Source organism: Paenibacillus sp. FSL K6-2393 (genome assembly GCF_038002545.1).
Classification (GTDB): domain Bacteria; phylum Bacillota; class Bacilli; order Paenibacillales; family Paenibacillaceae; genus Paenibacillus.
Genome location: NZ_JBBOCU010000001.1, coordinates 2777525 through 2794047, shown reverse-complemented (window position 1 = coordinate 2794047; position 16523 = coordinate 2777525). Strand labels below are relative to the sequence as shown.

General features: G+C 42.1%; 15 protein-coding genes. 1 reads left to right on the top strand and 14 read right to left on the bottom strand.

Annotated elements, in window-relative coordinates; genetic code table 11:
• Positions 1 to 130 precede the first annotated feature (130 nt).
• The 4 genes from MHI14_RS12430 to zwf all read right to left on the bottom strand — a co-directional run bounded on the left by MHI14_RS12430 (position 131) and on the right by zwf (position 5373).
• Complete coding sequence (locus MHI14_RS12430; RefSeq protein WP_341130387.1) at positions 131 to 1234, bottom strand: metallophosphoesterase; 1104 nt, start codon at positions 1232 to 1234, stop codon at positions 131 to 133.
• Positions 1235 to 1478: 244 nt separating this feature from the next.
• Positions 1479 to 2897: an NADP-dependent phosphogluconate dehydrogenase gene (gndA, locus tag MHI14_RS12425; protein WP_289389573.1), complete on the bottom strand. Its 1419-nt coding sequence runs from the start codon at positions 2895 to 2897 to the stop codon at positions 1479 to 1481.
• Positions 2898 to 3147: 250 nt separating this feature from the next.
• Complete coding sequence (gene fsa / locus MHI14_RS12420) at positions 3148 to 3813, bottom strand: fructose-6-phosphate aldolase (RefSeq protein ID WP_062835043.1); 666 nt, start codon at positions 3811 to 3813, stop codon at positions 3148 to 3150.
• A gap of 36 nt (positions 3814 to 3849) precedes the next feature.
• The gene (zwf, locus tag MHI14_RS12415; protein WP_341130386.1) at positions 3850 to 5373 is read right to left on the bottom strand and encodes a glucose-6-phosphate dehydrogenase; all 1524 of its coding nucleotides are present in this window, start codon (positions 5371 to 5373) and stop codon (positions 3850 to 3852) included.
• 112 nt (positions 5374 to 5485) lie between these two features.
• Between zwf and MHI14_RS12410 the strand changes: the two genes are divergently transcribed.
• A complete protein-coding gene (locus MHI14_RS12410; protein WP_036672843.1) occupies positions 5486 to 6370 on the top strand; it encodes a LysR family transcriptional regulator in 885 nt (294 codons plus the stop codon).
• 97 nt (positions 6371 to 6467) lie between these two features.
• Here the strand turns inward: MHI14_RS12410 and MHI14_RS12405 are convergent, their stop codons facing one another.
• The 10 genes from MHI14_RS12405 to MHI14_RS12360 all read right to left on the bottom strand — a co-directional run bounded on the left by MHI14_RS12405 (position 6468) and on the right by MHI14_RS12360 (position 15959).
• On the bottom strand, positions 6468 to 8483 hold the full coding sequence (locus MHI14_RS12405) for a chemotaxis protein CheA (protein ID WP_249912326.1): 2016 nt from the start codon (positions 8481 to 8483) through the stop codon (positions 6468 to 6470).
• Between the two features lie 14 nt (positions 8484 to 8497).
• Complete coding sequence (locus MHI14_RS12400; protein WP_017687852.1) at positions 8498 to 8923, bottom strand: chemotaxis protein CheW; 426 nt, start codon at positions 8921 to 8923, stop codon at positions 8498 to 8500.
• A gap of 23 nt (positions 8924 to 8946) precedes the next feature.
• Positions 8947 to 10536, bottom strand: a complete 1590-nt coding sequence (locus MHI14_RS12395) for a methyl-accepting chemotaxis protein (RefSeq protein WP_341130385.1) — start codon at positions 10534 to 10536, stop codon at positions 8947 to 8949.
• Between the two features lie 548 nt (positions 10537 to 11084).
• The gene (locus MHI14_RS12390; RefSeq protein WP_091029150.1) at positions 11085 to 11765 is read right to left on the bottom strand and encodes a hypothetical protein; all 681 of its coding nucleotides are present in this window, start codon (positions 11763 to 11765) and stop codon (positions 11085 to 11087) included.
• A gap of 176 nt (positions 11766 to 11941) precedes the next feature.
• On the bottom strand, positions 11942 to 12538 hold the full coding sequence (locus MHI14_RS12385; protein ID WP_133385253.1) for a cupin domain-containing protein: 597 nt from the start codon (positions 12536 to 12538) through the stop codon (positions 11942 to 11944).
• Positions 12539 to 12676: 138 nt separating this feature from the next.
• Entirely contained in the window at positions 12677 to 12982 is a 306-nt protein-coding gene (locus MHI14_RS12380; RefSeq protein ID WP_341131697.1) for an aldo/keto reductase, read from the bottom strand.
• A 59-nt stretch (positions 12983 to 13041) separates the two neighbouring features.
• Positions 13042 to 13239: a hypothetical protein gene (locus tag MHI14_RS12375; RefSeq protein WP_133385255.1), complete on the bottom strand. Its 198-nt coding sequence runs from the start codon at positions 13237 to 13239 to the stop codon at positions 13042 to 13044.
• Between the two features lie 342 nt (positions 13240 to 13581).
• Positions 13582 to 14520 carry a hypothetical protein gene (locus MHI14_RS12370; RefSeq protein ID WP_341130384.1) on the bottom strand — a complete coding sequence of 313 codons (939 nt, stop codon included), beginning with the start codon at positions 14518 to 14520 and terminating at the stop codon, positions 13582 to 13584.
• A gap of 279 nt (positions 14521 to 14799) precedes the next feature.
• On the bottom strand, positions 14800 to 15069 hold the full coding sequence (locus tag MHI14_RS12365; protein ID WP_341130383.1) for a hypothetical protein: 270 nt from the start codon (positions 15067 to 15069) through the stop codon (positions 14800 to 14802).
• A 206-nt stretch (positions 15070 to 15275) separates the two neighbouring features.
• Positions 15276 to 15959: a hypothetical protein gene (locus MHI14_RS12360; RefSeq protein ID WP_339309872.1), complete on the bottom strand. Its 684-nt coding sequence runs from the start codon at positions 15957 to 15959 to the stop codon at positions 15276 to 15278.
• Positions 15960 to 16523: the final 564 nt, after the last annotated feature.

Below are 16523 nucleotides of genomic sequence, written 5' to 3'. Positions count from 1 at the left end.
AAATTGCATAAGAAATACTCCGCTTTATGACGACAGTAGATTTGATCTTGTCATCATAAAAGCGGAGCCGGTATCATCAATCTACGCTTGACGTGCTTATAAGGCAGCCCTCCTCTCGAAGGGCCTTTCATCATTGCTGGAACGTCACATTAATCTGTACAATCTCCGAACGACTACTAGTACGAATTGGAGGTCCCCAGAAGCCAAATCCTGAGGTTACGATAGAGTGCATAGAACCTTTTTGCAGATAACCCCAATCATTCTCGTAAATAGCCTGTGTGATGAACTGAGCAGGCGCAATCTGACCACGGTGGGTGTGACCGGATACGACTAGATCTACATTGTTCTGCTCCGCAATATCCAGATCATACGGCTGGTGATCCATCATAAATACCGGTTGATTCAAGTCAGTACCTTGCATTAAAGTAGCTACTTCTGCACGATCCTTCTCTGTTCGGTCTTTCCGACCAATGAGGGTGATCTTGTCGTCCAGTACAATCTTGTCATCGTACAAAACTTGCATGTTGCTCTTCTCCAGCGCAGCAATCAGATCTTCAATCGGGCCATCGAACTTATCGTGATTCCCGAGAGAAGCATAGACGCCGTATGGGGCCTGAATATCACTGATAATATCGGCAATTCCGCTATTGAGGTACATATCCAGATTGTCATCAATAATATCTCCAGGATACAGCACCAGGTCTGGCTTCAAAGCATTAATCTCCTCCACCATGCGTTTGGCATGTGCAGGGCCAGACAGAAGTCCGAAGTGCATATCGGCAGCCATGACAATGTTGAGCTTGTCTACACCTTCTACTTTTTTATCAATCTGGATATTATATGTTCTGACTACCGGGCTGTAAGCGTTAAAAATTCCATAACCTAATGTGGACACTAACAGCACCAACGTAACGACCCCAGCCCATTTCTGTGTGTGATGTCTAGGAATACGGGTCAATCTCAGCAACCACACCGTGAGGTGAACGACGGGCAGGATCAGTAATAATAACGAGAAGATTGCCAGCCAGTAAGAACCGATGATACTGAGGAACGAGATGCTTCCAAATAATCGTGCCAAAATGAAGGAAACGGCCAGGAATACAAGCGCTATAATATAAAACCATCGAAATCTGGCGGACACAACTGGTTTCATCCAACTCCAACCGCTCCAGCCTATGTAGAACACTAATAAACCGTATACGACCAAAAACAATATACCCGCTAATACAAACATGCCCGGTCTAACCTCCACGTCAATAAGTTGTATTCTGAATTTTCAACACGGACACAGGTCCGTCTGAACAAGTATAACGTAGTTGATGAGTCAGATCATCTGTTTGCCAAACCCAGATTCGTACATTTTATTACAATTTGATGATATTCAAATTCGAACCATTAACGAGAAAAAGCATCCTTGCAGGTACCATGAAGTTAAATTCATGAACGACTGCAAGAATGCTATATATTCGGAACTGATATTACTCGTTAGTGTCCATCCACTGGAAGTGGAATGAACCTTCTTTGTCCACACGTTTGAATGTGTGAGCACCGAAGTAGTCACGTTGTGCTTGCAGCAAGTTTGCTGGCAAACGCTCTGTACGGTAGCTGTCGTAGTAAGAAAGAGCGCTGGAGAAGCCTGGTACCGGAATACCTTGTTTTACAGCAGCTGCTATAACTTCACGCCATGCACCTTGATAAGACTCAACGATGTTTTGGAAGTAAGGATCCAAAAGCAGGTTTTTCAGAGCTGCATCCTTATCATAAGCTTCTTTGATGTTTTGCAGGAATTGCGAACGGATGATACATCCGCCGCGGAAGATCATGGCAATGTTGCCATATTTCAGATCCCAACCATACTCATCGGAAGCTGCACGCATTTGTGCAAATCCTTGAGCGTAGGAAACGATTTTACTTGCAAACAGCGCTTTACGAACGTTCTCGATGAACGCTTTTTTGTCGCCAGAGAATGCTTCAGTTGCTGGTCCATTCAGGATTTTGCTAGCTGCTACACGCTCGTCCTTCATGGCAGACAGGAAACGGGAGAATACGGATTCTGTAATCATGGACAATGGTACGCCGAGATCCAGCGCGCTTTGGCTTGTCCATTTACCTGTTCCTTTTTGTCCAGCCGCGTCCAGAATAACGTCAACCATTGGTTTACCCGTTTCAGGATCGTATTTGGAGAAGATATCTGCAGTGATTTCAATCAGGTAGCTGTCCAGCTCCCCTTGATTCCACTCAGTGAAGATCTCATGCAACTCTTCAACGGAAACGTTCAATACGGATTTGAGCAAGTGATAAGCTTCACCAATCAACTGCATATCTCCGTACTCGATACCGTTATGCACCATTTTCACATAGTGTCCGGCACCGTCTGGTCCGATATATGTGCTGCAAGCGTCATCGCCAACTTTAGCGGAGATCGCTGTCAGGATCGGTTCTACCAACTGATAAGCACTTTCCTGACCGCCTGGCATGATTGCCGGGCCTTTCAGTGCGCCTTCTTCACCACCGGATACACCTGCTCCGATGAATCGGAAACCTTTTTCTTCCAGTTCTTTACTGCGACGTTGTGTGTCAGGGAAGTAAGCATTACCTCCATCGATAATAATGTCGCCTTGATCTAGATGAGGAAGCAGTTGCTCGATCGTTGCATCTGTTGCTTTACCTGCTTGCACCATGATCAGAATTTTACGCGGAGACTCCAGGGATTCCACGAATTCTTCAATGGTGAACGCACCTGTCAGGTTTTTACCTTCTGCTTCTTTCAGAAGATCGTTCGTTTTCTCAGGGGAACGGTTAAATACCGATACCGAGAAACCTTTGCTTTCAATATTCAAAGCCAGGTTTTTACCCATTACTGCCAATCCAATAACACCAATCTGTTGTTTACTCATTATGTCCTCCCAATGCTCCATGATTTATATAGTTTTATAGAGGGTGTTCAAAAAGTCCGCTTTTGATTACGAAGAATGCCTAAAGGCATCATCAGCATCGAATATGGAATTCAGCCGAAATGTCCGTTGCTCACGTAGTTTCCTACGCTCCGCTACTCCATTTCTAGCTTCATTCCATCTTCTCGATACTGAAAACCGACCTTTTTGAACACGTATTTATTGTAAGTTGAAACGAATATATTTTCAGTGATTATTGTACTGTTTTTTTCCAGTCAGCTGCAAATTTGTCCATACCTTGATCTGTCAGCGGGTGTTTGGAGATCTGTTCAATGACGGAGAATGGAACAGTTGCAATATGTGCTCCAGCCATCGCTACACGTGTAACGTGATCCGGATGTCTTACAGAAGCCGCAATAATCTGTGCATCCAGGTTATGTGTACGGAACAATTCAGCAATTTTGGTAACCAGTTGTACGCCATCTTCGGAGATATCATCAAGACGTCCCAGGAATGGAGATACATATGTCGCACCAGCACGAGCAGCCAGAAGCGCCTGGTTCACAGTGAAGATCAACGTTACGTTGGTTTTCACGCCTTTTTTGGTCAAGTAACGGCAAGCTTCAAGTCCTGCAAGTGTCATTGGCAATTTGATCGTAATGTTTTTGTCACTGTTGTTAATTTTGATCAATTCTTCTGCTTGCGCGATCATTTCTTCAGCAGTAAGGGCATCTGGTGTCACTTCCGCAGAAACGGACTCCACTTCAGGTACCAAACGCAAGATTTCTTCAATACGATCTTCGAATTTCACGCCTTCTTTGGCTACCAAAGATGGGTTAGTTGTTACACCAGACAATACGCCGATTTTGTATGCTTTTTGGATATCTTCCACGTTAGCTGTATCGATAAAAAATTTCATGATTAAATTACCTCCAGATATATTTTTTATTTTGGTTTAGAGATTTGCATTAACCGCCAAGGGTATGCTATTTGTAACTACAGACTCCTGATCCGCCGGCTCATCAAACCACCAGTGGTGACCATCTTCTTCAAGCATAACATCTGATTCAGCCGGTCCATAACTACCCGCAGGATACAGGTGAAGTGGCAAGAGATTTTCCTGGAATGCATCCAGAATTGGCTGCACCCATGCCCATGACAATTCTACTTCATCCCAGTGGGCAAAGAATGTTGGGTCACCCAGCAAAGCATCACGAATCAGATTCTCGTAAGCTTCCGCGAGGTCACCTTTGTCCGGAGAAAGATCAATATGAACCGGTTTGAATTCACCTTTATTCTCAGGATCACTTGCATTCAGTTGCAATGTCATGCTCTGATCCGGACTCATCTCAATGACGAGCAGGTTTGGTTTGGAACCCTTGTTTTTCAGCACATTTGTCTGTCCTGAAGGTTCTTTGAATTCAATCACGATACGTGTTGATTTCTCCTTCATTCTTTTACCCGTGCGAATGTAAAACGGAACACCACGCCAGAAGAAATCATCAATTTGCAATTTGGCAGCAATGAATGTGTCATTCATCGTATTCTCGGCTACACCCGGTTCAGCAACATAAGCATTAACCGGTTTGCCTTGAATGTTGCCTGCTGCATACTGTCCACGGATGATGTTTGCGCCCACAGTTTGTTTTTGTAACGGCTGGATCGATTCCATGATGTGCTTTTTCTTCAATCCAACTTTTTCGGAAGTACTGTTGTAAGGAAGCTGAATCGCCATCATCATGAGCAATTGCAACATATGATTCTGGAACATGTCTCGCACAGCGCCTACATGATCATAATAGGATGCACGTTCTTCGACACCTACAGTCTCATTCGCCGTAATTTGCACATTGGAGATGTAACGATTGTTCCATAACGCCTTCATGATTGGGTTACTTTGATGCAACGTCTCCAGACGCTGTACCATCGGTTTGCCCAAATAGTGGTCAATCCGATAAATCTCTTCCTCCGTGAACGATTCGCTTAATTTGCGATTAAGGTCTCGGGCGGATTGCAGATCGTGACCAAATGGCTTCTCGATGACGAGACGCTTCCAGCCCTCTGTGGAACCTAGCCCACTTTGTTGAATATTCTCGGCAATCGGTTCGAAGAATTCCGGACCAACCGAGAGATAAAACAAGCGATTGGACGGAATGCCAAGCTCAGCTTCTCTTTGTTCAACTAATCCCAACAGCTTTATATAATCTTCCTTATGGCTTATATTCAATACACTGTAGCGAAAAGCTTTCACAAATGACTTCACAACTTCAGGATCAGCCTGGCGTCTGGAAAATTCATTTAATGATTTTTCCACTTGTGCCTGAAAGAATTCATCAGACCATTCTCTACGCCCCAGACCAATCAATGAGAAGGTTTCCGGAAGCTTCTGCTCAAGATATAAGTTATATAAGGCAGGATATATTTTTCTTTTGGCTAAATCGCCAGTAGCACCAAATAAAACAATGGTAGTTGGTTCCATCTTACCGTTCTCCTTCCAAGTAACTCTGGTTTCTTTGTTGTAGTTACACTATAATACGTTTTATAGCTATACAAGTAATTAATATATTTCACAGGAGCTATAGACCACATCTATGACAACAAATTACGAACTATATAAAGTCTTTTATTGGGCCGCCAAAACGGGCAGTTTGACACAGGCTGCAAAAGCACTGTATATCACTCAACCCAGCGTCAGTCATGCCATTAAGCAATTGGAAGAGAGCTTTGGTCTTACCTTGTTTTATCGAAATTCCAAGGGTGTAGCGTTGACACAGGAAGGTGCCAGTCTATACTCCTATATTGAACAATCCCAGATTCTGATCTCACTTGCGGAAGAAAAAATGGCCGCACTGAAGAATCTCGACAATGGTGAACTCCGGATTGGTGGCAGTGACTCCCTGTTCAAGCATTACATGCTGGCGTATCTAGAGGAATTCCACACCTTGTACCCTAACATCAAGCTGCATCTGAGTCATGGAACTACGCCGGAAGTCATCACCTTTCTGAAAGAAGGCAAGATTGATCTTGGTGTTGTTCGGATGCCCATTGTTGATCCACAGCTAGAAGTCAGGGAAAGTATTCAGTTGAAGGACTGTTTTGTAGCTGGAGAACGTTATGCTCAGTTGAAGGGTAAAGTCATGACACTTGAGATGCTTCTGGAGCATCAACTGATCCTCTTCTCCCGGAACAGCCGGGTTCGGATGGCTATTACCGAGTTGTTTAACAGCTATAATTACACGTTGAAACCTGAGATTGAGGTTGGTAGCGTTGATCTGTTGATTGAGTTTGCGCGTCGAGGACTGGGAATTTCCTATGTCACACGTGAATTTATATCCAAAGAGCTGGAGGAAGGTTCTCTCTTCGAAATTCAGCTTGATGTCCCGCTCCCCCCTTCCCATGTGGGGATTATGACCAAACGCAATATGCCAATCTCTCTGGCTGCCAACCGGTTTATGGATCTCATTTTCAAATCCTGAGTGGTCACAATGTCAAAAGGTACAACAAAGAGCCCCACCATCCAGTCATGGACGATGAGGCTCTTAGGCGTGCATAATTTATGTGTTTATCTAACGATTAAAGACTCACCAGATAGGACGCGTCCAAGATAAGGGCAACCTTACCATTACCGAGGATCGTTGCACCAGATAGATGGTTCATCGCTCCCAGATACGTACCAAGCGTCTTAATAACAACTTCCTGATTTCCTATAATCTCATCTACTGCGTATGCTGCAATTTTGTCAACGGAACGCACGATCACCAGTGGAATGGTCTTGGATTTACGGTCTGTTCGTGGATAGTTGAGCCTGTCGCACAGTCGGTGAAAAGGTACAATTCGTCCATGATTCAGAATCGCTTGTTGCCCCTGAATCATCTGAATATCTTCAGGTGAAATTCGAACAATCTCAGCAACATTATACATCGGCAAGATCAGCACACGGCCCGATACTTTGACTAACAGACCTTTAATAATCGCCAGTGTGAGTGGTAGACGAATCGTAAACGTGGTACCCACACCAACCTCCGTATCAATATCAATGATACCGTTGAGCCGCCCGATCTGACTACGCACGATGTCCATTCCAACGCCGCGTCCTGATACTTCACTGACAGAAGAAGCCGTGGAGAAACCAGGCTCAAATATGAGATGGACAGCTTCCTGTGTTGTTAGGCGTGCAGCCTGTTCCTCACTAATGATACCTTTACCCAAAGCGGAAGCTTTGATCTTCTCACCATCGATACCTTTACCATCATCTGAATAACGAATGACAACATGATTTTCTTCATGAAACGAAGTTAAGGTAATACGTCCTTTGGACGGCTTACCGTTCTCCGCCCGAACCTCTGCACTTTCAATGCCATGATCTGCACTGTTGCGGATGAGATGGATCAGCGGGTCACTCAGTTCTTCAATAATCATCCGGTCAAGCTCAGTCTCTCCACCTTGAATAACCAGTTCCAGATCCTTACCCAGCTTCTGTGATAGGTCACGAACCAATCTCGGGAAGCGACTGAATAGTTGATCAATGGGTAACATCCGTGTCTTCATTACACCTTCTTGAAGTTCCTTGATCACCCTGCCCATATGATCGGATACACCACTAATACTCCGGATTAGTGGTGATGACTCCTTACGCGCACCCGATCCACTAAGATCTGCAAGGGATGTTTGATCAATTAACAGTTCACCGACCAAATTCATCAAATGGTCCAGACGTTCAACACTCACACGAACCGTAGGTTGAGCAGCTTTCACTTTCTCATCCGGGCCAGTTGTATTCACGGTAGGCAAGCTTTGTTTCGTTTGCTCTGTTTCAGAGATTAATTCAATTGGTGCAGACGTCGCTGCAACCTCATTGGATTCCAACAGATATGGATCAATCTCCAGCATATGAATATCCGAGTCTGAAGACAGCTCTGCCTTAAGCTGCTGTGTGTCCTTTGACGTTGCTACGATGATGATGAACTGACCATAATGATCATCTTCATTCTGCGCGCCCGGTTGACTCTCCATGATCGAACTAGCGACAACCGTACCACAGATCTCCTCAATGCGTTGTCGTAAAATATGATATCTGGCCGCTTTCATCATGCACTTCTGCTCCAGCACGATATGAATGGACAATAACTGCTTGCCTGACACTATAGCCACCTGTGCCACAATCGATTCTGCTGGTTGCAATTGAGGTACTTTAAGTTGCCCAACTACTGCCGGGGTTTGAATTAAATCTTTTATTTCTCGTACTACTGCTCGAAAGTCTGCATAAGCTTCCCCACGAATGTACTGATCACGAAGCACCTTCATGGCGTCCAAAGAGCGAAACAACGTATCAATTAGCTCCGAAGTCATCTCCGGTTTTTTCTCCCGGACCCATTCAAGAGCATACTCCACTTCATGCGTGAGGTCGCTTAATTCACGGAAATCCATTGTGGATGCCGATCCCTTGATGGTATGGGCTGCCCGAAACAGCGTCTGAACCAGTTCTACAGAAGGCGAAAGCTCCAATGCCAGTAAAGACTGATCCATACGTTCCAATTGATCATTCAGTTCTTCGATAAAGATGTCACGGTAGGCAGACAAATCCATCATTCGTATATACCTCCCTAACCGCCCAATATTTCGTCCAGTTTCAAAATGCCCACAAGCTTGTCTTCCTGTTGACCCACACCATGGAATAAACCTTCACGGTTACGACCATATCCGCCGGTTGGCGGATGTATTTCCGAATATGTGGTTACCTTGTTCACGCGATCCACGATCAAGCCAATATATTCCTCCTGATGTCGAACTACGATAATACGCGTCGCTCTGGTGTCCGGTTCATCCGGCATACCCAGCAGGTTACGCAGACTCATCACACATACAACCTTGCCACGCAGATTAACTACCCCTTTGATCTCTGGGCGACTGAATGGGATATCTGTAATGCTGAGCATTTTAATAATTTCGTGAATTTCTTCGATTCGAATGGCGCAGGTCTCTGCACCTACAGACAGCTCAATATATTGTTCCTTCTGAAGTGAAGACATCAATTCACCCTCAATTCAATGTTTTATTGGGTTTTGAAGGCAGCTGCCGAAATCGCCAGCTCTTCCGCCAGGTGTGCCAAAGACTGACAGGTTGCTGCAGTCTCTTCTGACGCAGCCGCGGATTCCTCACTGGAAGCCGAGATGGATTCAACAGAACTCATTACCTCCGCCGCTTGAGCTGCCTCTTCCTCACATGCAGCTGCAATTTCGTTTACTTTCTGCGAAGAGTTATTGACCATATCAATGATCTGATCAAACGCCTGTCCAGTCATGGAAGACTGCTCAACACTGGCTGCTACTGCCTGTACACTCTGTCTCGTGTTTTCCTGCATCGCTTTGATGATGGCTGTAATTTCTTTGGTCGCCTCACCACTTCGTTCTGCAAGCTTCCGGACTTCATCTGCGACTACGGCGAATCCTCGTCCTTGTTCTCCCGCACGTGCCGCTTCAATAGCAGCATTCAGCGCGAGCAGATTGGTCTGCTCAGCGATATCGTCAATCACTTCGATGATGTCACCAATTTTACGAGAATCATCTTCAAGCTTGGTCATTTTTGTATTAACAGCTTGCATACCTTCCAATGAAGTCTGTACAACAAGTCCACCTTCACGTGCAGTCTTCACGGTATCGTTGGACAACTCAGCAGCTTCTTCCGCACTTGCAGCGACAGAGTTAATGGCAAGCGAAAGCTCCTTGAACAATTCGGAGATGTTTCCTGCCTCACTGGATTGGCTTGTGCTGGTACTTGCAATTTCCTGTGTGCTAGCTGAGATCTGTTCCGAAGAAGCGGCAACACTTTGAGAGTTCATCACGATATTATTGATTAACTCTTTCAGGTTGTCGACCATACGATTCAATGCCGCAGCCAGTTGACCCACTTCGTCTTTGCTAGAGATGTCTGATTTAAGGGTCAGATTTCCGTTGGCAACTTCCGTAGCTAGACCCACCATGGCCATGAGTGGCTTCGAAATGGAGCGAGAGATAATGTATCCAATGAGGACACTGAAGAGTACGGATGCAACGACCATAACAATTGTTACTGCAAAGGAAGTTGTGTAGGCTTCTTCAGACTTCGTGTTAGCCTGATCTGCCAATGTTACATTGAGATCCACCAGGTCTGCGAGCGTTTTTACAACCTCATCACCCGGAGGTTTCAATGTTGATTTCAGGAATGTAATGAAAGCTGCATCATCATCTGATACCGCCATAGTGACGCCTTGATCATAAAGTTTCATATAGCTGGTATATTGGGTATCTAACTTACGAAGCAATTCCGCTTCTTCCGGGGTAGTAGCAAGAGGACGATACGTAGCAAGTCGCTCCTCCATGGATTGACGAATTGTAGCGATATTTTCCGTAACTCTGGTCTGTTCTGCTGCTACCGTTTCATAATTCAAATCTCGCACGTTAACTCGCAATCTCTGATAATCAACCTGAGCAGAGGACAGTTCCCTAACTGAGATCAGATTGTTGTTATACATCTCTTGCATTCGTTCATTTGTACTTCTCAATGTTACTACCGAGTAGACGCCAAGCGACGCGAGGATTATCGACACAATTAAAAATGCTGAGATAATCTTTGTTGCTGTTTTCAAGTTTCCAAACCACTTCATGTAATCTCCTCCTAGGCATCGTAGTGTCCAGTTATGTATATAACGCTTAGTAAACCCTTCTCTAGGTCGCGCTCCAGACAACTTACGATCTATTTCGACATAAATATATTAAAACTGAATAGGAAATTTTTATTTCTATAAATTTGCACTATTATGAATTTTTATTTCAGATATAAAGAAACTTCTTTTTAATATAATTTATACTTTTTACCTATTAAATTTCTTTTTCCACTTACATATATATGTATAATCTACATTCTGCATTGATTTGCAAATACATCTCCATACAAAATTTCATGTGATATGATCTTCTTATATTTACATAAGAAGTTGTATAGTTCTTACGTCTAACAAATGTCATTTTCCATGCGTAAAAATTATGTATTTTGCTGCACATACTCAACATTTCAAGACTTAAGTCTAATAAATCCTTACTCATACTGAGTCCATTTTCCCATAAAAAAAACCAAACCCGAATTAACAAAGTTTGGTTTTGAAGCGAAAAAACACACTTTAAATTAACATAAAACCCGTTTAAAACTAATTACTTATGTGTTATATAACTGCTCCAGTTCCATCAAGCGGTCCTTAATCCTGTGCGGAATAATATCAAACAGATTATCCCACGTCATGAACATCTCCGGTTTTAGTAAATATTCTTCGAACTCCATGGTAGGTACAAACGCTTTGGTCTGCAGATAACGCTCCACCTGAGCATCGATCTGTTCGTTCGTTTCAAAATAATCTTGAAACAACTCATTCACAAGTAGCCCATCACATCCAGCTTCGGCACCTGCTGCACTATACAGGTTTGGCAATAACTCAAATACAACCGGAAGTGGTGAGAAAGCATGTTTGCCAGGCTGCGAGTACAGACATACATGATGTCCAACCACATTGACCCGTTCCTTCAACAATCCACGCAGCACTTTCCCATGAAAGCTGGCTTCACAGTCTACTACCTCTCCGTCATGACCCACATAAACCCATACATGCTCCATTTCATACAGATGTCCAATCTCATAATCCCACCAGATTGCATATTCAATTACATATTGTACTGCCTCGGTCGGAAACTTTATGTCCCTTCTGAACGATGGTGAAGGCCCTGATTGATGCAACACAGAAATGCCAACAAAATCAGGATAAAAGGGTTCGGCTCTGTCAAACATCAAAATAGGTGCATAACTCATTGCAGTTTCAAGCGTATTCATTTCTGACATGTTCATTCATGAGTCCTCCGTTTTTTTTGGATGTTCATACTATACTAACAGAGATCGTAATACACTGACTCAGGCATTTTGAATTTTTATCATACGATCATTACACCTACACATCAAAAAGCCTGCAACTGTTATTCTCCAGTTACAGGCTGTGTACTTTGATAATGAATAAGGATCTTGAATTAAGATTTCAGCTTATTGGACGATGGCACAGACGTCTTGGAAGGTGAAGTCGATTGATCAGAAACCTGCGTATCACACCCTATTGGAGGGCCCAGAATGGCATCATTTTTAATGGACGCAACAGCTCTCGCATATGCCTCTTCATCCAAACAGTACGCGCGGTGAGCCACCTCCGGCGGTGTAGCTGCCAAGAAATCCGCTCCAAACACAATATCAGGCGTTGGTTGATCAAAAATAGTTAATACATATACATCATCTGTCTCAGCGACAAACCAGTGAAACCAGCCTTTCGGAAATACCACAACCTGACCTGGTTTCAGACGATATGTCAATCGTTCACGCGTAAACGGATTGAAGACTGACGCTGTAACTTCACCGGTGATGACCACAACCATCTCCGTAACATTGGTGTGCCAGTGCGGCTGCACAATGATTCCTTTGCTTAAGTACACGTTGAAGAAACCATTCGCAATGGTCGGCAGCTGTTCTCCAAACAACTGGGTTACATAGTTGCGTGAATCCCTCTGATAATTCACAACCGCATTGGAATCGGCTGCCAGCGGAACATTCGGGGCTTGTAAAATCGGATTCATCATACGATCATTTCTCCTCCTTGGGCATACATCTCATTGTTGTACTGTATGCCGGAGAATAGAAAGATAATACCGTTGAAACATGTTATATATTGTTTTTAATCCTGAACTTTAGGTTTCTTAGAATCATGTATAAACAAACTAGACTTGACCAGGGAATCTGCCTCCGGCTGCAATGCCTTGGGGTGATATGCGATCTATCTGGTTCATCTCATCATCCGTAAGCGAAACCTGTAGCGCTCCTAAGTTCTCGTGAACTCTTTCCAAGTTGCGAGTCCCCGGGATCGGAACGATATGTTCCCCCTTTCCAAGCAACCAGGCCAGAGCAAGTTGAGAGACCGTGCATCCTTTTTGCTTAGCCATCTCTTGGATCAATCCAACAACCTCTATTCGGCAATCGGTACAAGTTCTTGTCCTAGGCTTGGGACAAGAACTTGTACCATAAATAAAAAAGCCGCTAAAATAGCGACTTTTAATGGAACAATGATCAACTCATTTATTTCAGCTCATGGGTATTCAATTTCCTTTTTGTTACCATTTTTTTCATATATAATCTCTGTTTTTCTGCCATCCGGGTATTCCTTGATCATTTTTTCATTTTCTTCATATACAATGGGCACACCATTGCTTTTGGCCTCTTGTCTGGCCGAGAGTGTTGCTTTTACTAAAATTTCATTCAATTCAGAAATTGACATACGCTTCATGTGAAGATACCCTCCTTAAATAATTGCACGTAAAAGTTTCACACTATTATGGGCGGATCACTACTACAATGGCTATTCTATCTCCTACCTTTTTCTTTAAGTTCAATATGATTTAAGTTTTTTTGGTAAGGTGTTGATTTAAAAAGTTCATTTGGCCAATAGAATATACCTCATTAATAAATGCCTCATATTCCTCAAACGTATTTGAAAATATTACAAAATGTTGATTTTTCATATTGTACCTCGCAAAATTATATATTAACTGATAATCTGATCAGTGCTGTTCTGGCAGGATGTATGCTGTCTGACCTTTTATAGGCTTGAAATATTACGTACTCATAACTATAACGAATCTGCATCCCGTTTGGCCCTTTGATATTCTCTTTCATCTCGAACTGCTCGATTCCATTCTGATTGCGAATACCTAACGTTATAATTAGCTTGTTTTACAAACATTTCTTTTGAAAAATCGGCCTGTTCCCGTTTTTCCTCAGCGTTATCATATGCCTTACTTTTTAATCGTTCTCTCTCTTCGTGTAAATTACTTTCCCCATTACTCCATCCGGTACCATGGTTTGGATTACTAAATAATGAGACAACCTTATCCAGTACTAACAGCAGAACGAATACAATAGTACCACCGACCAAAAGTAAAAAATCAATGACTTTGAGCCGCATCATTCCTCCCTTCAAGGAAGCTACGCTTCCTTTTTTTAATAACTTCAACATTCTAGCTTTATCTCTCTGGCTTAGAATCTCTCTATCGTATTTTCCTGCCTCTATCTCTTCAATCAATCTTCCGTTTGTATTTGTTATACGAACCATAACTTTGTTGATCAACTTTGCAGATATCACAGCAAAGACAATTGGAATAATGAATGAAATAGCTAGATGTATGAAACCATCCCATACATCAGATACTAGCATTTGAGATGCGTACGTATTGGTTAAATTAAGTAGCAGAAACAGAATAATAAATCCGCAAACAGTTCCATACATACTATGCCATTTGAATTTTTTTTCATCATCAAAGGGATTGGACTGCCTTTTAATCTTATTCGTAAAGAGCTTTACAACTAAAATACTTATAAATCCAGCGGGGATTGCAAATATCACACCATAGATACCAAGTGAGAAATGGTTTGTATGAGAAGAGTATAACCCCCCCTCAAAAATCACCTCTTGAGTCATTATTCGATTGACCAATTTATTGATGGCAATGGTCAAAATAATCGTTAGGATAATTATGGAAAAGGTCTTTCCTTTCAATGTTTCCTTCATCGTCCATTTGTTCATCTCTTTCATTCCTTTACTCATCATTAAGGTTTATACTCAGCAACCAACTGAAATATAGATTCTATTGCAATTTCGTATGTAATTTTTTCAATATTTTACTATGCATAGGTATATTAGAACCAAATACTAACAAATCCACGTGCGAACCCTTCTCTTGGAAAAAGAATGAGCAGAGGCGATGTTATTGAAATTTATCGTGCCCCGCTCACTTGAAATTCTCTTTGGCCCGTAAACACCATCTCAATTCATTCCCCACCACTGAATTCATGTGAATATACTATTCTTCTTTCCCCGAATTTCGTCCTCGTTCACAAGCGGCCCGGATAAGTTAGCGCCTTGTTCTCCAATCCCTTCTTTCACATTTAGAGGTTGAACATTGGCCGTAGGAGAAGTTATTTCGACATTATACTTATCACTTGGAAGCCCTTGTCCACCTGAAGTGAACCATTCACTTTGGAACAATCCGTTCATTACATACGCCTTCGATTGTGCGTTATATCCCTCTTCACTTGTAACTGTGACCATCAGTTCCATATCCGTCGGCAGATTCGTTGTTCCACTAATAGCTAGATGATTATCTTTATTGAATTCCTCGTTAACATTCAGATAATTTATTGTATATTCTCCTTAGAAAGTTTCATATGTTTATTCTTGATCTATTTTTAATCTACTTATGCCTGTAATATGCATAGATTGTAGTATTTTTGGACTTTCATTAAAAAATCCCCCAGAAGGGGGGATTATTTAACTTTTGTGAAATCTACTTTATAGGTTACAGACAATTCTTTACCTGAATACATATAAACTAGCTCAGCTGGCTTGCTAAAATCGATTTTTGAATTATCAAAACTTACATGTAAGACTGACACATATGCTGGAGCTTCTGGCCATGATCCGCTCATTGAGACATTGTCCTTACCTCTTATATCTTTTGGTTGATAAACTTTACTCCCTTGTTTCAATACCACTTTAAGATTCTTGGTAAAAGTAATACTATTGCCATACGTACGTAGCTCGAAATCTAATCTATTCAAACCTTTGTAGAGTGCTAAGAACTCTTTTGCATCTTTTAATGTATATGTATCATAATCGTTAAACTTTAGAAAAGAGGCTCTAACTATATTATAATATGGGGAAGATACCCAGACATCTGGTTGCCATATTTCAAGTTTATCAATTGAAATCTTTAATTTTTGCTTATTATTGAAATCAATTACGGCATCATATCCTTTCTTGCCTATTGCAATTGCATTTTTAAGTTGCTGATCTGATAAATTAAAAATACTAGATTTGACTTTATTACTTGCTTTTTGTTCTGTTGTGCTCGTGATTTTAATGTTACTTGTGGTTGTATTACTAGCTGCCATGGCCGATCCTGAAAATAGTGTTGACATAATAAGCAATGAGATAAGTAACTTTTTCATCTAATCCTCCAAATATAGGTATTTAGTATATTTTATCCTATCTGAAGATGTAGGTAAATGGTTTTGTTTTAGATAATACTTTAGAACTACAAGATATTCTATTAGAAGGACTCTTTAATGCACAGAAAAATGTATTTTGGCAACTAAACAAATAAAGACAACTCTGTCGGACGATGGTCCCCTTCCCATCCAGATCTGCTCCGTTTGCGGACATCAGGACGGAAAGAGAGATCTACATATCCGAGAGTGAGGCTGCACCAGCTGTGGCGTTCATCATGACCGTGACCGTCAACGCGAGCTTAAACATTCGAGAAGAAGCTCCGACTTCTAACAATAGTTAAGTCGGATATTTCAACTACTGGACAGTTAAAAGCATAATTTCCTTCTCAACCCACCGCGCTCATCTTTTTAAGGTACATCCTTGGATGGCAGATAAGAGAAACATAAGGACCTCCGTTTTTGGTTTATTTTGATATTGTAGAGTAGTTTTTTTTCACCTAACTAAGAACATTATATTTATCTATAATAATCTGGAAGTTGGAATTTGAGCTGCTGAGTTTATAA